An 18725-nucleotide genomic window follows, 5' to 3' on the forward strand; every position below is an offset into this window, starting at 1 on the left:
GACGCCGCGATGATCCGACCGGCGACATGACACAGGTTCTCAGGGTCGCACCGGGGTGCGGCCTGCGGACTGCCGGGGGCGACTCCTCCTGGAGCGCCATCGGCAGGCCGTCCCGTCCGTGCCCTACCGGACCGGATCGGGCAGCTTTCCGGACTCCCCTCCCCCGGCGACCTGAGACGGAGCGTTCGATGCGCCGGGAGATGTCGCGGCTGACCGCGGACGCAGCAGGACGACACCGACCAGGGCGGCGAACAGCACCAGGCCGGCGGACACACCGATGCACAGCCTCAGTCCGTCGAGGAACGCTTCCGAGAGGGCGCCGAGGGCACGCCCGGCGTTCGCGCCCAGGTCCATACGGGCGACGGCGCCCAGACCACCGGCGTCCACGGCAGCCGTGACCTGGTGCACTGTCGCGCCGGGGAGCCCGGCGTCGGTGAGATGGCCGGGCAGAGAGCCGGTTGCCCTGGTGGTCAGCAGGGCGCCCAGCACTGCAGGCCCGAGTGCGCCGCCGACCTGCCGGAAGGCGTTGTTGCCCGCCGACGCCATGCCCGCCTGGTGGTGCGGCACGGCGGCGACCGCGGTCGCCGTCATGGGCGTGATGACGATGCCGAGGCCGACCCCCAGCAGGAACAGCCGCCAGGCGAGGGAGGCGAAGGAGACGTCCGCGTCGATACCGATCAGGGACAGCAGCGAGGCCGAGACGAGGAGCAGGCCGGCGGTGATCAGGGCCCGCGGCGTGAACCGGTGCATCAGCTTCCCGGCCGGCATGCCCGCCAGGATCGCCCCGAAGGTGATCATGAAGAGCCGGTAGCCCGCTTCCAGGGTGTCGAGTTGCTGCACCATGCCGAAGAACAGGCTCAGGACGAAGAAGAAACCGATCATCCCCAGGAAGGTGATCATGGCCACCAGGGTGGTCGCGGTGAACGCCGGGCTGCGGAACAGCGTGAGGTCCAGCATCGGACTGCCGCTGCGTCGCTCCACGAGGACGAAGGCGGTTCCGGAAATCACCGCCAACGCCAGCGCCACCAGGACCTTGACGTCGGTGAACGAGTCGGCGCCACCCTCGATGACGCCGTAGACCAGCGCGGTGATGGCCACCATGCCGGTGAGCTGGCCCGACCAGTCCAGGCGTCGCGAGCCGGGGGCACGGGAGTCGGGCACCAGACGTGCGGCGACCACGATGGCGATCAGCGAGACCGGGACGGGCAACAGGTAGATCCAGCGCCAGGCGAAGTGTTCGAGGATCACTCCGGACAGGAGCGGGCCCAGGTTGAGGGCCGCCATCAGGGCGGTCGCCCACAGGCCGATGAACTTACCGCGCTCCCGGTGGTCGGGGACGGCGTGGCTGATCAGCGCCAGTGTGGTCGGCAGGAGGGCCGCCGCGCCGAGTCCGGCGACCGCCTGTCCCACCCACAGGACCTCGACGGACTGCGCACTCAGCGCGATGACGGCCCCACCTCCGGCCATTGCCAGACCCGCGAGATAGACCTTCTTGCGGCCGTGTACGTCTCCGAAGACCCCGGCGGTCAGAATCAGCGCGGCCATGGACAGGACGAACGCGTCCGTCACCCAGGCCAGTTGGGACGTGGACGTGTGCAGCGCCCGCTGGATGGCCGGCAGGCTCACCGAGACGGTGGTCACCGGCAGATAGGCGATGAACACGCCGAGACAGGCCATGACGAGCGTGACCGTCCGCCCCTCTTGGGGCGCCCCCGCCCTTGTAGTGCCGTTCACGAGAATTCCCCTCCACGACGCCGTGCGCCGGATCGACTGCAATCGGGGGCAGCCTCCGTGTCCCACGTGCCAACAGGCCAGCCACGACAGGCAGAACGCGGAAAATCGACGTCCGGCCCGGGTGTGACGCGGATTTCCGACGGCGGACGGTCGGGCTTGGAGTCACCGGATCCGTCACCGTGTGACCCGTGTCACCACGGAATGCAGTCTCTGCACTAAGTGCAGCTCCAGAATATTTTGCAGAGTGTGCAAGAATCTCTCTTATGCCTCGCCCCACCGAAAGCCTGCGCGAGCGCAGGCGCCGTGAGACGCGACGGGAGATTCACGCCGCCACCCTGCGGCTGGCCAGGGAACACGGCTTCGACAAGATCACCACCGAGATGATCAGCGAAGAGGCCGGCGTCTCCCCCCGTACCTTCTTCAACTACTTCCCCAGCAAGGAAGCGGCGGTCATCCAAGAGCCGCCGCAACCGTCGCAGGAGTACGTCGACGCCTTCACGGGCGCCGGTCCGGCGGAACCCCGCGAGGTACTGGCGGACCTGACCCGGTTCCTCCTGCAGGGGATGGTCGAACACCCGCCGCGGCGCGACGAGTTCCAGGCCACGTTCGGCGCGGCCGCCGAGCATCCCCCCGTCCTCGCGGCGCTGCTCGCCCGCTTCCAGGCGTTCGAGCGGACCCTGGCGGCGATGGTGGCGGTCCGCACCCAGCAGGATCCGCAGGACGAGTTGCCCCGGCTGATGGCCGCCCTTGCCATGACCGCCGTCAAGATCGGCATGGAGAGCTGGGCATCGACCGACCCCACGGACGAGGACGACAGCCCGATCCCGTACATCGAGCGCGTACTCGCCGTACTCGGCGGCCTCCTCTCCCCCTGATCGAACCCTCGCCATCCCCCGACCTCCCCGGGACCCGGCAAGCCGTGTCCCGCCCCGCGACTTCGGAGTTCCCTGTGACCGACACCATCCCGGCCGAGGAGGCGGAGGAGAGCGAATCCTCCGGCCTGCCTCCGCACTTCGCCCTGATATTCGCCGGCCTGATGGCCGCGATGCTGCTGTCCTCCCTCGACCAGACAATCGTCGCCACCGCGCTGCCCACGATCGTCGGTGAGCTGCACGGCGTCAGCCACATGGCATGGGTGACGACCGCGTACATCCTCGCCGCCACGATCGGCATGCCCGTGTACGGCCGCTTCGGCGACCTGATCGGCCGGAAGGCCCTCTTCCTCAGCGGCATCGGCATCTTCATCGCGGGCTCCGCGATCGCCGGTGCAGCACCCAACATGACCACGCTGATCATCGGCCGCGCGGTCCAGGGCCTCGGCGGAGGCGGTCTGATGATCACCTCGCAGGCGATCATCGCCGACCTCGTGCCGCCCCGGCAGCGCGCCAAGTACATGGCTCCCATCGGGGCTGTGTTCGGTCTGTCCGCGGTGGTCGGACCGCTGCTCGGCGGCTTCTTCACCGACCACGCCAACTGGCGCTGGTGCTTCTGGATCAACCTCCCCATCGGCGTCATCGCCCTCGGCGTGTGCGCCTACGCGCTGCGTCTGCCGCGCCGCTCCGGCAAGGTCACCATCGACTACGTGGGCATCGCTCTGATGGCCGCCGCCGTCACCGGCACCGTGCTGGTCGCGGACTGGGGAGGCACGGACTACGGCTGGACGGACCCGGTGATCCTCGGTCTGGGCGCGGGCACCGTCGTCGTCTGGACGCTGTTCTTCCTCTCGCAGCAGCGTTCGGCCGAGCCGATCATCCCGCTGCGGCTGTTCCGCAGCCCGATCTTCAACATCGCCACGCTGATCAGCATGATCATGGTGGGCATCGGCATGTTCGCGGTGATCGGCTACCTGCCGACCTACCTGCAGATGGTGTACGGGGTGAGCGCGACCGAGTCCGGACTGCTGCTGCTGCCCATGGTCGTGGGCATCATGGCGACGGCCGTCCCGTCCGGGCAGCTGATCAGCAAGACGGGGCGCTACAAGGTGTACCCGATCATCGGCGCCGTCCTGATCGGCGTCACCGCCCTGCTGATGTCCCTCACCCTCGACATCGACACGCCGATCGCCCTGATCCTCGGATACGTGTTCCTGCTCGGGGCGGGCTGTGGCCTGCTCATGCAGAACCTCGTCCTGGCCGTGCAGAACGCCTTCCCGGCCAGCGAGGTCGGAACCGCCACCTCGGCGAACAACTTCTTCCGTGAGATCGGAGCCACCCTGGGCACGGCGGCCGTCGGCGCCGTCTTCACGCACCGGCTCACCGACCAGCTGACCCAGCGCCTGCCCGGCGGTGCCCTCAAGGCCACCGGGGACACCAACTCCCTCACCCCGTCCGTGGTGCACTCGCTGCCGGACCGGATCCAGGACGCCGTGGTCAGCTCCTACCAGCACGCGCTGACCCCGGTCTTCGGGTACCTGGTGCCTCTGTTCGCCGTGGGTGTGGTGCTCGCCTTCCTGCTGCCGGAGAAGCCTCTGTCCAACACCAACTCCGAGACGGAGACGGGTGTCGAGGTGTCCGTCGCCCATTAGGCCGACACGCACCCGGTGCCCCGTCCGCCCCCGCCCCGTCGTTCACCCGGCGGCGGAGGGGGCGGCCCCGTGTCGGTCTCAGCCCGCGGAGGACGCCGAACCGTAGAACCGGGCGGCGATATCGGTGAACGAACGGATCAGCGGGTCGCCGTTCGCGCTGCTCCACGCGACGACGAGACTGCTGCGGGGCATGTCGGTCACGGGAACGCAGACGAGCCCGGCCGGCAGTGCGTGCCCGATCGGCATCAGCCCGATCGTGCGGTTCCACAGCACGGCCTGGACGCACTCGTGAACCGTGCGTACCACGGGCCCCTCCCGCAACTCTCCGCTGGCGGCGCTCCAGTAGGCGCGCCAGACGGGGTCGCTGTCGTCGGGGAGACGGAACCACCGGCGGTCGGCGAGGTCGGCGACGGCCAGACTCTCCCGCCCGGCCAGCGGATCGTCGATGCGCAGGACCGCGCCGACGGCGTCGGAGCGCAGCACATGCACGCTGATCCCCGTGTCGTCGAACGGCCAGCGGGTGAGGGCCACGTCGACCAGTCCGCCGTGCAGCCCCGTGGTGGGATCGGTGAGGTCCGCCTCACGGACCCGCACGTCGACGTCGGGGTGAAGCTTCCTGAACGCCTCGACCAGCCCGGCCCCGGCCTCGTCCGCGCTGTCGGCGAGGGTACCGATGGTCAGTGCGGCGGCACCGGACGCCGCGGCGACCCGGGCCCGTACGTGCTCGGCCTGGTCCAGCAGCGTCCGCGCCTCGTCGTAGAGGGTGCTGCCCGCGGCGGTGAGGGAGACCCCGGTGGCCGAGCGGTGCAGCAGGACGGCACCGAGGTCGGACTCCAGCTGTTTGATCGCCCGGCTCAGCGGCGGCTGGGTCATGTGCAGTCGCAGCGCGGCGCGCCCGAAGTGGCGTTCCTCGGCGACGGCGACGAAGTAGCGCAGGGAGCGTAGGTCCATCACCAGCAACGATACCGGCACGGCATGGGGATTGCGCAATGGGTGTTGGACACCCGGGTCACGGCGCGCTGAGCTGGACTCCGGACCATCCGCCGGCCCAAGGCACAGCGGAATCCGTTCCCAGCAGCCAAGGACGTCGAAGGAGCCGTTTCATGGCGGAACATCCGGCACCCGAGCCCCCTGTGCACACCATCAGGCCGCGGGAACTGGCACGCGACCTGCTGGTGATCCCTCAGCTGCCGGGTCAGTTGGCCGCGAACATGGGCGTCATCGGCGGCACGCACTCCGTACTCGTCGTCGAGACCGGCATGGGCCCACGCAACGGCGAGGCGCTGCTCCGGTTCGCCAGCGAGTACGCCCGCGGACGCAGAATCTTCCTGACGACCACCCACTTCCATCCCGAACACGCCTTCGGCGCCCAGGCCTTCGCCGGGGAGGCGGAGTACCTGGTGAACCGGGCACAGGCCAAGGACCTGAAGACGAAGGGGGCCGGCTACCTGGACATGTTCCGGGGGTTCGGCGGACCCATCGCCGAGCAGCTGGAGGGCGTCGAACTGGTCTCTCCGGACCAGGTCTACGACCACACCCATGTCCTCGACCTCGGCAGCCGTGTGGTCCAACTGCGCGCCACCGGCCGGGCCCACACCCTGGGTGACCAGGTGATCACCGTCCCGGACGCGGGAGTGATGTTCACCGGCGACCTAGTCGAGGCCGGCCAGTTCTCGATCTTCCCCTGGTTCCCGCCGTACGACACCGATGTGTCCGGCACCCGCTGGATCACGGTGATGGAGAAGCTCCTCACCGAACAGCCCGAGGTCGTCGTACCCGGACACGGCGACGTCGGCGGTCCCCAGTTGCTCGCCGACGTCAGGGACTACCTCCGGCTGCTGCGCGACGAGACCTGGCGGCGCCGGGACTCAGCGGCGAGCGAGGAGACCATCGTCGAGGAGGTCACCGCGCTGATGCTCGAGCGTCATCCGGAGTGGACCGGCCAGGAGTGGATCGAGCAGGGCGTCGGCTGCCTGTGCGCGGAGCACGCCCACTGATACCAGCACGCACCTCCCACCCATGACACCCCAGGAGAGCACACCCGTGCCGACAACCCCCATCACCCGCCGCAGAGCCGTCACCACCGCACTCGCGGCAGCCGCCTTCGTGGGCGGCAGCGCCCTGCCCGCCGCCGCGCGGCCCGGCGCATTCCCCCGCAAGCGTGGCGGACAGGGGGACTGCGCCGACCTGGAGTACCAGAAGCGCGTCTCAGTACGTCTGCAGAAAGCGCTGTGGCAGGACGGCGACACCTCACTGGTGGACGAGTTCGTCAGCCCCACCTACATCCAGCACAACCCGCTGGCCGCGGACGGCCCCGAGGTGCTCAAGGCCATCGCCACCGCCGTGCACCAGCAGTTCCCCGACGAGAAGTTCAACATCGTCCGGGTGCTGGCCGAGGGCGGTCTCGTGGTCATGCACACCCACCAGGTCTTCGTGCCCGGCGCCCCCGGCCGCAACGTCATCGACATCGTGCGCTTCGAGCACGGGAAGATCGCCGAACACTGGGACGTCATCCAGGACGTGCCCTCGACCCCGTCGGTCAACGGCCACGACATGTTCGCCACGCTCAGCAGCCCGCGCACCGACCAGCCGGGACCGCAGCGGCTGACCGCACACAGCAAGCGGGTCGTCCTGGAGTACGTCAACCGGCTGGCACGCCAGGACCTGTCCGTCCTGGACGACCTCCTGGCTCCCGACGTCATCCAGCACAACCCGAACCTGCCCGACGGCGCGCGGGCCACCAAGGCCGTCTACGCCGACCACTTCCAGCAGTTCCCGAACCTGACGTTCGACCTGAAGCGGGTCGTCGCAGAGGGGGACCTGGTGGCGGTGCACGCGCACCTCATCGACACGCCCGGGGCGCTCGGCCAGGCCGTCGCGGAGATCTTCCGGGTACGAGACGGGAAGATCATCGAGCACTGGGACGACTTCCAGGACGTGCCGGCCACTTCTCAGAACAACAACACCATGTTCTGATCCGGTGGGCGCGGGACCCGCGGCGGTGCGGGTCCCGCCCACTCGTCCGTCTTCCCCGACCAACCGAGCATCCACGGGAGCAACCATGAGCAACGCCGACGCGGTCATCGCCGTACTACGCACCGGACACGACTCCCTGGCCGAGTCGGTGTCGGGGTTCGGCGACGACGACCTGGCCCGCCCTTCGGGCGCGGCTGAGTGGGACGTCTCCCAGGTGCTCAGTCATCTGGGCAGTGGCGCGGAGATCTTCGGGGCCCGCCTGCGTGCCGCCGTCGACGACACCGAGTATCCCGGGCCCGATCTCAACCAGAACATCTGGGACAAGTGGAACGCCATGAGCCGGCGAGAGCGCGCCGACGGCTTCATCAAGGCCGACGAAACCCTGGTGGCGCTGTACGAGTCCCTGGACGCCGCCACGCGCGACAAGCTCCGCATCGACATGGGCTTCCTGCCCGAGCCGGTCGACGTGGCCACCTCGGCGCGGCTGCGGCTCAGCGAGTTCGCGCTGCACTCCTGGGACGTCGCGGTCGCCTTCGACGAACACGCCACGGTCTCCTCGGACGCCGCCGCGGCCCTGCTGCACGCCAAGCCGGACATGCTCGCCTGGGTGGGCAGGGCCGACGCGTTGGAGGGCCGCACCTCGGTCATCCACGTCACCACCTCCGACCCCGGCTCCGTGTTCGAACTACGGCTGCAGGCACCGGTCAGCGTGGAGTTCGACCTGTCCGAGAAGTCCGACGGCACGCTCAGGCTCCCCACCGAGGCCTGGCTGCGGCTGGTCGCGGGACGGCTCACCGAGCGCCACACCCCGGACAGCGTGACGGCGACCGGGGCCGCCGACCTCGGCCTGCTGCGCCGGGTGTTCCCCGGTTACTAGAGCCGAGCGAGGGCGGCGACCGTCCCGAGGGCCACACCGCAACGGTCGCCGCCGTGTCCCGGGCTCACAGGGCCGTTCTGCTCCCCCGACGGCCAGGTGACAGGTGACGCCCCAGGGTCCTCAGCCTGGCCCGCCGCAACCGTCGCGCACCCCATGGACAGGGGACGCGCGAGGCCGCCGTGGCGGGCGCGCAGCCTCCCGGCCATCGGAACAGCACGCATATTGCGCAAGCCGGAAATAGGGTCGTAACATCCTCTAGAATGATGGTTCTAGCCTCAACGCGGAGGTCAGACCCCATGATCGACCAGCCCCCGGCGGGCAGCCGGGTCCCTTCCGGGGCCATAGCGCCGTCCGTGCTCTGGAAAGCGTTCGACGTTCTCAGCGCGTTCAACCACAAGGAACGCGTTCTCACGCTCGCTCAGATCGCGCGGCAGAGCGGCCTGCCCAAGTCGACCGTGCACCGGGTGCTCGCCATGCTCGCGGACATCGGCGCCGTCGAGCCGCACGAGGGCGGATACCGCATCGGGCTCCGCATGTTCACGCTGGGAGCCCTCCCACCGGAGGCAGCACTGCGCGAGACGGCGCTGATGCACATGGAGGAACTCCACCGCTACACCGGCCAGACCCTGCACCTGGCGGTGCTGCGCGGCGCCGACGTCGTGTACCTGGAGAAACTGCCCAGCCGCAAGAGCCTCCCCACGCCGGCGACCGTCGGCGACCGGCTTCCCGCACACTGCACCGCGGTGGGCAAGGTGCTTCTGGCCTACTCCGGCGACAGCATCGCGGCGACCGCGCTCGCCGGCCCGTTGCAGCGCAGGACCGCCAAGTCGCTGGCGACCACGGATCAGATCCGCAGCCAGTTGGAGAAGATCCGAGCACGCGGTTACGCGGACGACCGCGAGGAGGCCGCCGACGGTCTGGCCTGCATGGCCGTACCCGTGATGAGGGGGGATCGGGCCGTCGCCGCCGTGTCGGTGGCCTTCCCGGCGTCCGCGGGCAGCGGTCAGGTGCTGGTCTCCGCGCTGCGCCAGGCCGCCGTCGCGATCTCACGATCGACGGCGACGGTCTCGACCGACCTGCTGGCATCCATCGAGTAGCGGCGGGAATGGACGGCTCACAGAACCAGATCCTGGACGCCGCGGAGCACCTGTTCGGCACTCACGGCTACACGAATGTGAGTATCCATCAGGTGTGCGCGGAGTCCGGTCTGCCGGTCGGCTCCGTCTACCACCACTTCGGCAGCAAGGCGGGCGTCCTCAGGGCCGTGCTCTTGCGTGGAATGGGAACGTTCTTCGACGCGCTGCCCTCGTTCGACGACCTGGAGGGCTCCCCTTGTGAGCGCCTGGCCGCGTTCTACACGATCGCGGGCGACCTCATCGCCAAACGGCTGCCGTTGTTCAGGCTGTTCACCTCGCTTCAGCTGCACCAGGCGGACAACGACGAGGTGCAGTCGATCGTGGACGCCAGTGTGCACCGTGGCTTCACGCGAGTCCTGGACTTCATCGAGGCCGTCGCCGACAGCTACGGCGTCCGCGACCCGGCCGTGTGCGCGAGAGAACTCGCGAGACTCAACATCGTGTTCACCAGCGGTCTCGTGGCCTCGGGCGACGGCGCGGGACTGGACGTCATGACCGGCGTCAGCCGCCACCTGCACCGGCTCATCCTGGCGTCGATCATGGACCGGGCCGCGGGTTCGCCGACCGGCAGGTGATCCGTTGCGCGGTCGGGTCGGCCGGGCCGCCGGCCTGCATCCATCCAGGGGTCCAATGGCTGCCATCGGATCCCTGCAAGTACCTTCCCCTTCTCTTCCCCGGGCACAGCCCCCTCGTTACGCTCCGAATCCAACCGAGCTTCAATGACGCGGCCGGAAGGAACTTCCATGGGTCTCGGAGCGATGGACCTGAATCTGCTGGTGGCTCTGGAAGCCCTCCTGGAAGAGAAGAACGTCACGCACGCCGGCGTACGTCTCAACTCCAGCCAGTCCGCGATGAGCGGTTCACTGGCCCGGCTGCGTCGGCACTTCAACGACGAGTTGCTGGTGCGGATGGGGCGGGAGTACGAGCTGACGCCGCTGGCGGAGCGGCTGCTGCCGGTCGTACGGGCCTCGCTCCACAAGGCCGAGGAAGCACTTTCGCTGACCCGCCACTTCGACCCGGCCCAAACACGCCAGCGCTTCTCGGTCGTCATGTCCGACTACGTCATGACGGTGCTGGTGGAGCCGCTGCTGCGGGCCATCGCCGTGCAGGCGCCCGGCGTCCGCATCGACTTCCACCCGCTTGTGCACGGCGAGCCGGAGACCGACACCCACCTGCGCTGCCACGACCTGATGATCGCCCCGCTCGGCTACCAGTTGCCGGGGGTCAGCGAGACCGTCATGCACGACCGGTTCGTCTGCATCGTCGACCCCGGCAACCCACTGCTGACGGACGGACGGCTCGCGTTGCGCGATCTTGCGGAGATGCCCCACGCCGCCTCCGCGTTCGGCAAGAGCCTCACGCCCACGGACCGGCAACTCGAAACCCTCGGCATCACTCCGACGGTCCAAGTCAGCGCGCCAGGCTTCAGCGTCCTGCCGTTCCTGGTCAGCGGCACTGACATGGTCGCCCTGGTGCCCGAACGGCTGGCCAGGCGCTACGAACCCTTCGCGCGCTGTGTCGCGGTGCCGACACCGTTCCCGGACGTCCCACTCGTCGAGGCCATGCACTGGCACCCCCACCGACACGCCGACCCCGCCCACCGCTGGCTGCGCGAGATCGTGCGCAACGTCGGCGCCTCGCTGGACGAACCGGTCCAGCCCCCCGCCGAGGGGGGCGCCCACCGGGCGCGCGAAGTGTTCGCCCCTGCGGACGTCTGCCATCGCCTGCCTGCCGTGCCGCGCATGACCACCTTGAGCTGAGCAGCGCGCCGCTCGGCCGTCGCCGAACCGGATGGTGAACACTGCGCGAGCCCGTGCAGACGGACACCCTGCGGACGGGTCCGGAGGCTGCCGCCGTCGAGCGTCAACGGCGGCTGCCATGGCCGACGTTCGGCCCCCATCGAGAGATCGTACGGCTCGGCGGACCTCGGTCGCCGGCCGTCGTCGCCGCGCCGGACGCCTGCCCGTCAGCCTTCGTGTGCGCTGCGCGGCGGCCGTCGACTGTACGACACGGTGGCGGCGATGCCAGCCATCGTGGATCTCGGCTTCTCCCCGCATCGGTTCCGTGGTTGCCTGGCAGCATCCCTTCCCCGCACCCCGGACCTTTCTCACCCGGCACCTGCACGGGCATCCCCAGGGCACAGCTGACCGCCACCGCTCCGGACACGGTCACCGCCCGGGCCCCTCCGCGCAGTCCTTCCGCCGAGGTACGCCGATCCCCACCACCGAGAGGAAACAGCACCATGAGCGACGAGATCGACACGCTGCTTCGACGACTCGACCGTCTGGAGGCCGTGCAGGAGATCCAGAACCTGATGGGCCGGCGCGCCTTCCTGCACTCCGCGGGCATGAACGACCGGGAGTTCGAGGAGTGCTGGTCGACCCGCGAGGACATCTGCTTCGAGGCCGAGGACTGGGGCGTCTGGGACGGTCGTGAGGCGATCGTCGCCGCTTACGTCAAGGAGAATCCCTTCCCCGCCGGCACCACGGGCCTGCTGATCGAGCACTGTCTGACCACGCAGGTCGTCGAGGTCGCCGAGGACGGCGAGACCGCCAAGGGCGTGTGGATGTCACCGGGCCACGAGACCTTCCCCATCGTGCCGGGCGAGCCGCCGAAGCCGCACTGGTCCTGGGGCCGGTACAGCGTCGACTTCGTCAGGGAGAACGGCCGGTGGCGGATCTGGCACCTGCACGTCCTGACGACGTTCCGTACCCCCTACGACCGCAGCTGGGTGGACTCCGCGCTGAACCGTCCGGAGTACTTCCCCGAGGAGGGCTCCACGATGGAGGGGATGACACCGCCCACTCGTCCGGTGACCTTCAACCAGCCGTACCACCCGGACAAGGCACCGGCCTACCAGCCCGTCCCACCGCGGCCCTACCACGACTGGTCGGAGACCACCTCCTACACGGATCCGCTGTAGCGGCACCCGCAACCCACCCGCACCGGACTGGAGGAACCGTGGACAGGCCCACGTACGAGGAATACGTCCGCCGCTTCAACGCGGAGGACGACACCGCCTTCGACGACTACCTGGACCCCGACATGAGAATGGTGAACGGAACCCTGGAGTTCCAGGGAGTCCAGGGCATGAAGGACCATTACGCCAAGATCTGGGGGAAGTTCCGCGAAACACTGAACGTCGAGCGGTTCGTCAGCGACGGTGAGACCGTCGCCGTACGCATGCACACCCACTTCGAAGCGCTCGCCGACCATCCCGACTCGCTCTTCGGCCCCGTACGCAAGGGCGAGTCCCTCGACTACCGCGGGATCATCATGTACGAGCTCAGGGATGGGCGGTTCGCGACCATCCAGGTCTCGTACAACAGTTTCTCCGCGACGGACCTCGACGGCAGGACGACGGAGCTGGGCGTTCCCCATTAGGTCGTGGCCGGGGCGGACCGCGTCCGCCCCGGCCACGATCCACGACATGTGGAGGCCGGGGCCATCAGCCCCGGCCTCCGCATGTGATCCGCCTGCCAGAGGTCAGGCGGACGCCGCCTGCACGGTCGGCTCGCCGGTCTCCGCGACTTCACGAACGGGGCTCCTCCGCACCAGCAGCAGTGTGACCACCACGCCCAGCAGAGAGGCACAACCGCAGATCACCACGCCCACCGCCATGCCGTGGCCCAGCGCCGAGGTGGCGGCCGCCCGGGCGCTCTCTCCTCCCGCGCTCACCACGGCGAGCGGCCCGGCCGCCGCTTCCATCCCCGCGTCGGCGCCGCTGAGTTTCCCCGCCAGCGCGGAGGAGGCAAGGCTCAGCGCGACGGTGCTGATGACCGCCGGGCCCAGGGCCTGGCCGAACTCCCGCACCAGGCTTGTTGCGCCGCTGGCCATGCCGGTCCGGTCGATCGGTACGGCGTTGACGGCAGCCGATGTCAGCGAGGACACCACACAAATGAAGCCGACTCCCAGCAGCAGCACCGGACCGATGAAGGCCGCCAGGGACGTGGTGGTGACGGGCAGGGCCGCGATCCAGAACTGCCCTGCGGCCATCGGCAGCAGACCGCCCGTCAGCAGCCAGCGCGCGTCGACCCGGGTGAGCATGCGGCTCAGCACGGGTGCGAGCAGCAGCGGTATCAGCTGCAGGATCACGAACGGCAGAGCGGCCCGCAGGGCGCTCAGGTGCATGACCGCCCCGAGGCGGATGGAGACGACGTACCCGGTGCCGATGAACCCGAACATGCCGACCAGGGCGACGACCGAGGAGGCGGCGAACGACGGGATCCTCAGCAGGTCCAGATCGAACATCGGCGACCCGGCGCGCTTCTCGGCGATGACGAAGGCGACCAGAGACACCCCCGCCAGGGCGAGCGCAGCGACGATCGCGGGGCTGCTCCAGCCACGTTCGCCGCCCTCGATCACGCCCCACAGCAGACTGGTCAGCCCCACGGCGACGGTGATCTGCCCGGGCCAGTCGAGCGCGCGGCCTTCCGGGGCCCGGGAGTCGGTGACGAGGATCCAGGAGCACACGGCGACGGCCACACCGAGGACGATCGGAGGCACGAACGCCCACCGGAAGTCGGCAATGGTGGCCAGCACACCCGAGGACAACGGGCCGACGGCCGAGGCGACGGAGATGCTCAGCGCCCAGGTGGACACCGCCTTGGCCCGGTCCTTCTCCTCCGGCGTCGCGGCGGCGATCACGGCGAGGGAGCTCGGGAAGAGCGCGGCGGCGCCGATGCCGGCGAGCGCCTGGCCGGCCCACAGCATCGTCACGTTCTGGGAAACGGCATTGAGCAGTTCACCGAGGGCCAGGACGAGTCCGCCGAACACCAGCAACCGCTTACGCCCGAAGAGGTCACCCACCACACCGAAATTGAGTTCGAGGATCGCGGTGGGGAGGATGAAGGCCAGAGTCACCCAGGCCACCTGTGAACCGGAGGCTCCGAAGGCGGTCTGTATTTCTCCGTTGATGGGGGCCGGAACCGTAATACACATCTGGGCCGCGGCGACCGCGAGACAGCACGCCACGAGCGTCCCCGGGTCCACTCTTTTCAAGGCGATCGATCGTTTCATGGCGTTTATCCTCACTCTGTGTCTTCCTGATGCGTCGATGAGATGTCTCTCGGGGCGTTCACCCAGACCGTGCCGTCATGAGACCGGGTCGCCTTCCGGTCTCCGGTCAGCCCGCCATGGCGCTGTCGCCGCCGTCGACCATGAGATTGGCACCGTTGACGAACGCCGCTTCTTCGGAGCAGAGGAAGGCGGCGGCGCGGGCGATGTCCTCCGGCTGCCCCACCCGCCCCACCGGGATCCGCGCCTCCAGATGGGCCTTCGGGCCGTTCGGGTCGTCGAGGAACGGCGCGGTCGCAGAGGTACGGATCATGCCGGGGGCGATGGTGTTGACGCGGATGCCGTGCGGGGCGCCGGCCGCGCACAGGTGCTTGCTCATCGCCAGCACCCCGCCCTTGGCGGCCCCGTGCGGCACCATCGGCAGGAATGGGGCACCGCGTACCGCGGCCACCGAGGCGACGTTGAGGACGGCACCGCCGCCGCGGGCGATGAGGTGCGGCCACGCCGCCTGGGTGCAGAAGTAGGGGATGTCCAGCTCGTTCCTGATGGTGAAGTACCAGTCCTCTGCGGGCATGGTCTCGAACGGCCCGTTCCGCAGCGCGGACGCGTTGTTGTAGAGGATGTCGATGCCGCCGAATGCCTCGATCCCCGCGTCGATCCACTCTCGCGCCCCCGCTTCGGTGGACAGGTCCACCGGCGCGAGCGACCGCATCACCCCGCCGGCCTTCTCGACGAGTCCCACGGTTTCCGCCGCACGGTCCCCATCGATGTCGCAACCGAATACGAGCGCGCCTTCCTCGGCGAACACCTGTGCTGCCGCCCGGCCTATTCCGGCCCCCGTCCCGCTGATGAAGGCGATTTTCCCGGACAACCGATCCATGATTTCCATATCCTTCTTCTCGAACCGTCGGAATGTGGTTCCGGCAGCGTAGGTGCGGCGGATGAGCAGAACAAGAAATGCACCGACAAGGCGCCATCGAGGGTTCGCATGGCTGGTATGCGAAGGCGTTCAGGCCGCTCGGTCAGCGCTCTCCTTCGCGGTCGGGCAGTGCGCGGCGCGCGGTCTGCGCCGCGTGTGCGCCGGCGATCCGACCGATGGTGTGGCTGAGTCCCTGGATCAGGCCCGCGAAGACGAAGGGGTAGGTGTCGCCGAAGACGTGCGCGGCGTCGCGGCCGATGACATAGAGTCCCGGCACCGGCCAACGCCGTTCGTCGAGTGCGCGTCCGCACTCGTCGGTCGCCACGCCGCCCGCACTGCCGTAGCTGCCGAGGCAGAACTTGGCCGCGTAGTACGGCCCGTCCGGACCGAGGGGCCGCAGGTACCGCGCCTCCTTGAAGAAGCCCTCGTCCACGCCCCGTGCGCAGCCTCGGTCGTACTCGGCGACCGTGGCCCGAAGTCGGTCCGCCGGGATGCCGGTCTGTGCGGCGAGTTCGCCCAGAGTCTTGGCGCGGAAGAGGAACTCGTAGCCTGAATCGACGGCGCTCTGCACCTGCTTGCCCAGTGGTGCGAGGGAACCCGGAGCGTGATGCATCCCGAACAGCTGGAAGTCGAGCCCGTGCTCACGCAGTTCGTTGTCCACCCGGTCGCTGAGGAGCATGTAGGCGTGGCTCCCCGGCTGGCAGCGAACCGCGTTCGCGGCGTCGGCGGGGTTTCGCATGACCGACTCGTCGACGAAGCGCAGACCGTTGTCGTTGACGAGCAGTCCTGCCTGCCGGAACGCACTGAGCTCAGGCATGGTGCCGCCCGGGCCGCCGAACGGGTCGGGCAGGTAGATGTAGGTCTCCAGCATCGTCGGCGACGTGCCCGCACCGGCGTCCCAGGCCATCTGCAGCCCCTCGCCCTGGTGTTGGGGGTGGGTGAACATCTCGAAGGTGAAGAGGTCGTGCCCCTGTCGCAGACCGGTGTAGCGCTCGATCAGACCGGGGTTGCCCTGATAGCCGCCTGTGGCGAGGACGGTGGACCTGGCCGTGAGCGTCCGGGGGCCGTCCGCGTCCTCCACCTCGGCCCCTTGGACGACGCCGTCCCGGGTGACGAGTCGGAGCGCTCGCGTGTTGAGGAGGAACTCGACACCGAGCTCACGGGCGTGCCGTTCCAGCACGTCGGCGATGACCGGGTCATGAGGGGTGTCACGGATGTGCCACACCGGCTGGGCACCGTTGTAGTAGGCGATGACGTGGTCGAACGTGATGCCCAGCTCGTTGAACCAGGTGACGGTCGACGCCGAACCGCTCAGCAGGGCGGACACGACGCGGCCGTCGGCCCGCCACCTGGAGTGCTCCATCAGGATGCGATAGGCCTCGGCCCGGGACGGTCCGAGGTGACGCGTCTGCTGCATCCAGCTCTCGACCGCGAAGGTGCCGATGCTGCCCGGGTTGAGGCGGTACGGGCCGCCGACGTAGTCGGTCTTCTCCACGACGGCCACCCGGGCGCCGGCCTGGGCCGCGCTCAGCGCGGCGGTCAGCCCGGCGCCGCCTGCGCCGATGACCAGGACATCGATGATCGGTTCGGTCATGGTGGTGCTACCTCGATTCGTCAGCGGGTGTGCGACGGGGCGGGTCCGGTGCCGGACCCGCCCCGTGCGTCGTGCCGGGTGCGGTGAGATGGCTCAGGTGGAGGGGGACATGTACCAGAGGTCCGGGGTGATCACGGTCGACGGGGCATCGATCCTGATCTTGTCGGTGTTGTAGGCGTAGGCCGTTTTGAACAGCACCGGGGTCAGCAGCCAGGCCTGCTGCTGCGCGTAGGCGGCGAGTTCGGCGTAGTACTTCTTCCGCTGTTTCGCGTCGGTGGTGGTGGTCGCCCGCGCGAGCAGCTTCCGGATCGTCGCGTCGGAGTTCTTCTGCGGGTTGTAGATCGACGAAGGAGTCAGCGAGTTCACGACATCGCTGTAGGTCTGTCCGGTGATATTGGTGACGAAGGTGGCCACCGGCCACTTCCCGGACATCGTCTGCTGGAAGATGTCGCTGCTGTGGCTGGAGAGCTCCACCTTGACGCCGACCTTGGCGAGCTGGGCCGCTATGGCCTGCTCCATTGTCGCGAACTGGGCGTTGATCACCGCCTTGACGGTGAACCCGTCCGCGTACCCGGCGGCCTTCAGCAGGGCCTTGGCCTTCGCGGGGTCATAGCTGTAGTGGCCGTCCAGGGCGGAGCTGTACCCGGAACTGTCCGGGCTGTACGGCACCGAGCCGTTGACCACGCCCGCTCCCTTCTGGACCGTGTCGAGGAGCTGCTTGCGGTCGACGGCGTAGTTCAGCGCCTGCCGTACCCGCACGTCCTTGAGCGGCTCGCTGATCCTGCCCCTCAGGTCCTGAAACACCAGCCCCAGAATGCTGACCGCTCCGCCGTATCCCTTCTTCATGCCGGAAACACTCACCGACGGATCGGACAGGGTCAGATAGTCGACCTTGCCCGCTCGGGCCGCGTTCACCATGGCGGTGGTGTCGGTCATGATCCGCACCGTCAGCCTGTCGAAACGCTTGACCTTGTCGGCGGCCCAGTAGTCCGGGTTCTTCACGAACACGTAGGTCTGCTGGTTGGTCGTTGCCTTCTGGTCGAGGATGTACGGGCCACTGCCGACCGGAGTCGAGGCGAGCGTCCTGGGGTTCGCCAGCGCCTTAGCGCTGACCATCCAGCCCGCCCATCGGGAGAAGGACCACGGAAGGTCGGGGTTGGCCTGGCTGAGCCGGATCGTCACCTCGTACGTGCCCGACGCCACGACGGACTTGATCGAGTCGAGGTAGGCGCTGTCGCCCTGGTTCCTCGGGTTGACGGTCTTGGCGTAGTCGAGGTTCTTCTCGACCGTCTCGGCCGTGAAGTGTGTGCCGTCGGTGAAGTCCACGTCGTTGCGGAGTTTCAGTACGAGTGTCTTCGGGTCGGTGTATTTCCAGGAGGTCGCCAGCCAGGGACCGACCTTGCCGTCCGGAAGCTGCCGGGTCAGGGTGTCGTACGGTGCCTGGACGGCGTAGTTCGAGATCCAGGAACTCCACGGGTCGAGCGAGTTACCCATGGAGAACGCCGCGATGGTGACGTCGTTCGAACCCTTCGCCGAGTCCTGGGTCTCACCCGCGGTGGTGCAGCCTGCGACGAGTGACACGAGGGCGAGGAAGAGGGTGACAACACGGGCCGTTCTGGCACCTGTGGCTGCGCGGGGCGGTCCTTGCATCGAAAGCATCCTTCATTCGAGGGGATCGGTGTAGCTGGTGACCTCGCTCCAGGTCCGGTACGGCAGTGGCGGCACAGGCTGGTGGGCGGGGGCGATGTCGGGGTGGCAGGGCTGGTTGAAGGTGAGGAGCCGGGTGGGCGGGGTGATGCCGTCCATCACCTGGCCGTCCCGGATGAAGTGGTCCGGCGGTGCGGGGCGGAGTCGACCCGGCTGCGGGCGTACGGCGTCCGGAACGTGTCGGGGACGTGGAGGTGCCATATGTGCCATTCGGCGTCCTCGCGCACGGAGTCGACGGTGTA

17 protein-coding genes are annotated in these 18725 nt (G+C 68.8%); 10 read left to right on the forward strand and 7 right to left on the reverse strand.

Annotated features, from left to right (window positions below; all coding sequences use genetic code 11):
* Positions 1-123: 123 nt before the first annotated feature.
* Entirely contained in the window at positions 124-1734 is a 1611-nt protein-coding gene (locus ACLZN2_RS15080) for an MFS transporter (RefSeq protein ID WP_416978952.1), read from the reverse strand.
* Between the two features lie 263 nt (positions 1735-1997).
* On the opposite strand from ACLZN2_RS15080, the gene ACLZN2_RS15085 reads away from it, so the two are divergent.
* On the forward strand, positions 1998-2609 hold the full coding sequence (locus tag ACLZN2_RS15085) for a TetR/AcrR family transcriptional regulator (RefSeq protein ID WP_416978953.1): 612 nt from the start codon (positions 1998-2000) through the stop codon (positions 2607-2609).
* Between the two features lie 74 nt (positions 2610-2683).
* The gene (locus tag ACLZN2_RS15090; RefSeq protein ID WP_416978954.1) at positions 2684-4258 is read left to right on the forward strand and encodes an MDR family MFS transporter; all 1575 of its coding nucleotides are present in this window, start codon (positions 2684-2686) and stop codon (positions 4256-4258) included.
* A gap of 78 nt (positions 4259-4336) precedes the next feature.
* Here the strand turns inward: ACLZN2_RS15090 and ACLZN2_RS15095 are convergent, their stop codons facing one another.
* Complete coding sequence (locus ACLZN2_RS15095) at positions 4337-5209, reverse strand: LysR family transcriptional regulator (RefSeq protein ID WP_416978955.1); 873 nt, start codon at positions 5207-5209, stop codon at positions 4337-4339.
* A 152-nt stretch (positions 5210-5361) separates the two neighbouring features.
* Between ACLZN2_RS15095 and ACLZN2_RS15100 the strand changes: the two genes are divergently transcribed.
* The 8 genes from ACLZN2_RS15100 to ACLZN2_RS15135 all read left to right on the forward strand — a co-directional run bounded on the left by ACLZN2_RS15100 (position 5362) and on the right by ACLZN2_RS15135 (position 12631).
* A complete protein-coding gene (locus tag ACLZN2_RS15100; RefSeq protein ID WP_416978956.1) occupies positions 5362-6255 on the forward strand; it encodes an MBL fold metallo-hydrolase in 894 nt (297 codons plus the stop codon).
* 46 nt (positions 6256-6301) lie between these two features.
* Positions 6302-7234, forward strand: coding sequence for a nuclear transport factor 2 family protein (locus ACLZN2_RS15105; protein WP_416978957.1), 933 nt, complete (start codon positions 6302-6304; stop codon positions 7232-7234).
* Positions 7235-7319: 85 nt separating this feature from the next.
* Positions 7320-8111 (forward strand): maleylpyruvate isomerase family mycothiol-dependent enzyme, encoded by a 792-nt coding sequence (locus ACLZN2_RS15110; RefSeq protein WP_416978958.1) that lies wholly within the window; start codon positions 7320-7322, stop codon positions 8109-8111.
* Positions 8112-8407: 296 nt separating this feature from the next.
* Positions 8408-9208: an IclR family transcriptional regulator gene (locus tag ACLZN2_RS15115; RefSeq protein WP_416978959.1), complete on the forward strand. Its 801-nt coding sequence runs from the start codon at positions 8408-8410 to the stop codon at positions 9206-9208.
* Positions 9209-9216: 8 nt separating this feature from the next.
* Entirely contained in the window at positions 9217-9822 is a 606-nt protein-coding gene (locus tag ACLZN2_RS15120; protein WP_416978960.1) for a TetR/AcrR family transcriptional regulator, read from the forward strand.
* Between the two features lie 168 nt (positions 9823-9990).
* Positions 9991-11007: a LysR family transcriptional regulator gene (locus ACLZN2_RS15125; protein ID WP_416978961.1), complete on the forward strand. Its 1017-nt coding sequence runs from the start codon at positions 9991-9993 to the stop codon at positions 11005-11007.
* Positions 11008-11489: 482 nt separating this feature from the next.
* Complete coding sequence (locus ACLZN2_RS15130; protein ID WP_416978962.1) at positions 11490-12170, forward strand: nuclear transport factor 2 family protein; 681 nt, start codon at positions 11490-11492, stop codon at positions 12168-12170.
* 38 nt (positions 12171-12208) lie between these two features.
* Positions 12209-12631, forward strand: coding sequence for a nuclear transport factor 2 family protein (locus tag ACLZN2_RS15135; protein ID WP_416978963.1), 423 nt, complete (start codon positions 12209-12211; stop codon positions 12629-12631).
* Positions 12632-12733: 102 nt separating this feature from the next.
* On the opposite strand, the gene ACLZN2_RS15140 is transcribed toward ACLZN2_RS15135, so the two are convergent.
* From ACLZN2_RS15140 to ACLZN2_RS15160, 5 genes are all read right to left on the reverse strand, one after another.
* The gene (locus ACLZN2_RS15140; RefSeq protein ID WP_416978964.1) at positions 12734-14266 is read right to left on the reverse strand and encodes an MFS transporter; all 1533 of its coding nucleotides are present in this window, start codon (positions 14264-14266) and stop codon (positions 12734-12736) included.
* A 106-nt stretch (positions 14267-14372) separates the two neighbouring features.
* The gene (locus ACLZN2_RS15145) at positions 14373-15143 is read right to left on the reverse strand and encodes an SDR family NAD(P)-dependent oxidoreductase (RefSeq protein ID WP_416978965.1); all 771 of its coding nucleotides are present in this window, start codon (positions 15141-15143) and stop codon (positions 14373-14375) included.
* A 142-nt stretch (positions 15144-15285) separates the two neighbouring features.
* Positions 15286-16776, reverse strand: coding sequence for an FAD-dependent oxidoreductase (locus ACLZN2_RS15150; protein ID WP_416978966.1), 1491 nt, complete (start codon positions 16774-16776; stop codon positions 15286-15288).
* A 93-nt stretch (positions 16777-16869) separates the two neighbouring features.
* Positions 16870-18357 carry an ABC transporter substrate-binding protein gene (locus ACLZN2_RS15155; RefSeq protein WP_416978967.1) on the reverse strand — a complete coding sequence of 496 codons (1488 nt, stop codon included), beginning with the start codon at positions 18355-18357 and terminating at the stop codon, positions 16870-16872.
* 81 nt (positions 18358-18438) lie between these two features.
* Positions 18439-18684, reverse strand: a complete 246-nt coding sequence (locus ACLZN2_RS15160; RefSeq protein ID WP_416978968.1) for a hypothetical protein — start codon at positions 18682-18684, stop codon at positions 18439-18441.
* Between the last annotated feature and the right edge of the window lie 41 nt (positions 18685-18725).

It is taken from the genome of Streptomyces sp. T028, assembly GCF_048159505.1.
In the GTDB taxonomy this organism is placed as follows: domain Bacteria; phylum Actinomycetota; class Actinomycetes; order Streptomycetales; family Streptomycetaceae; genus Streptomyces.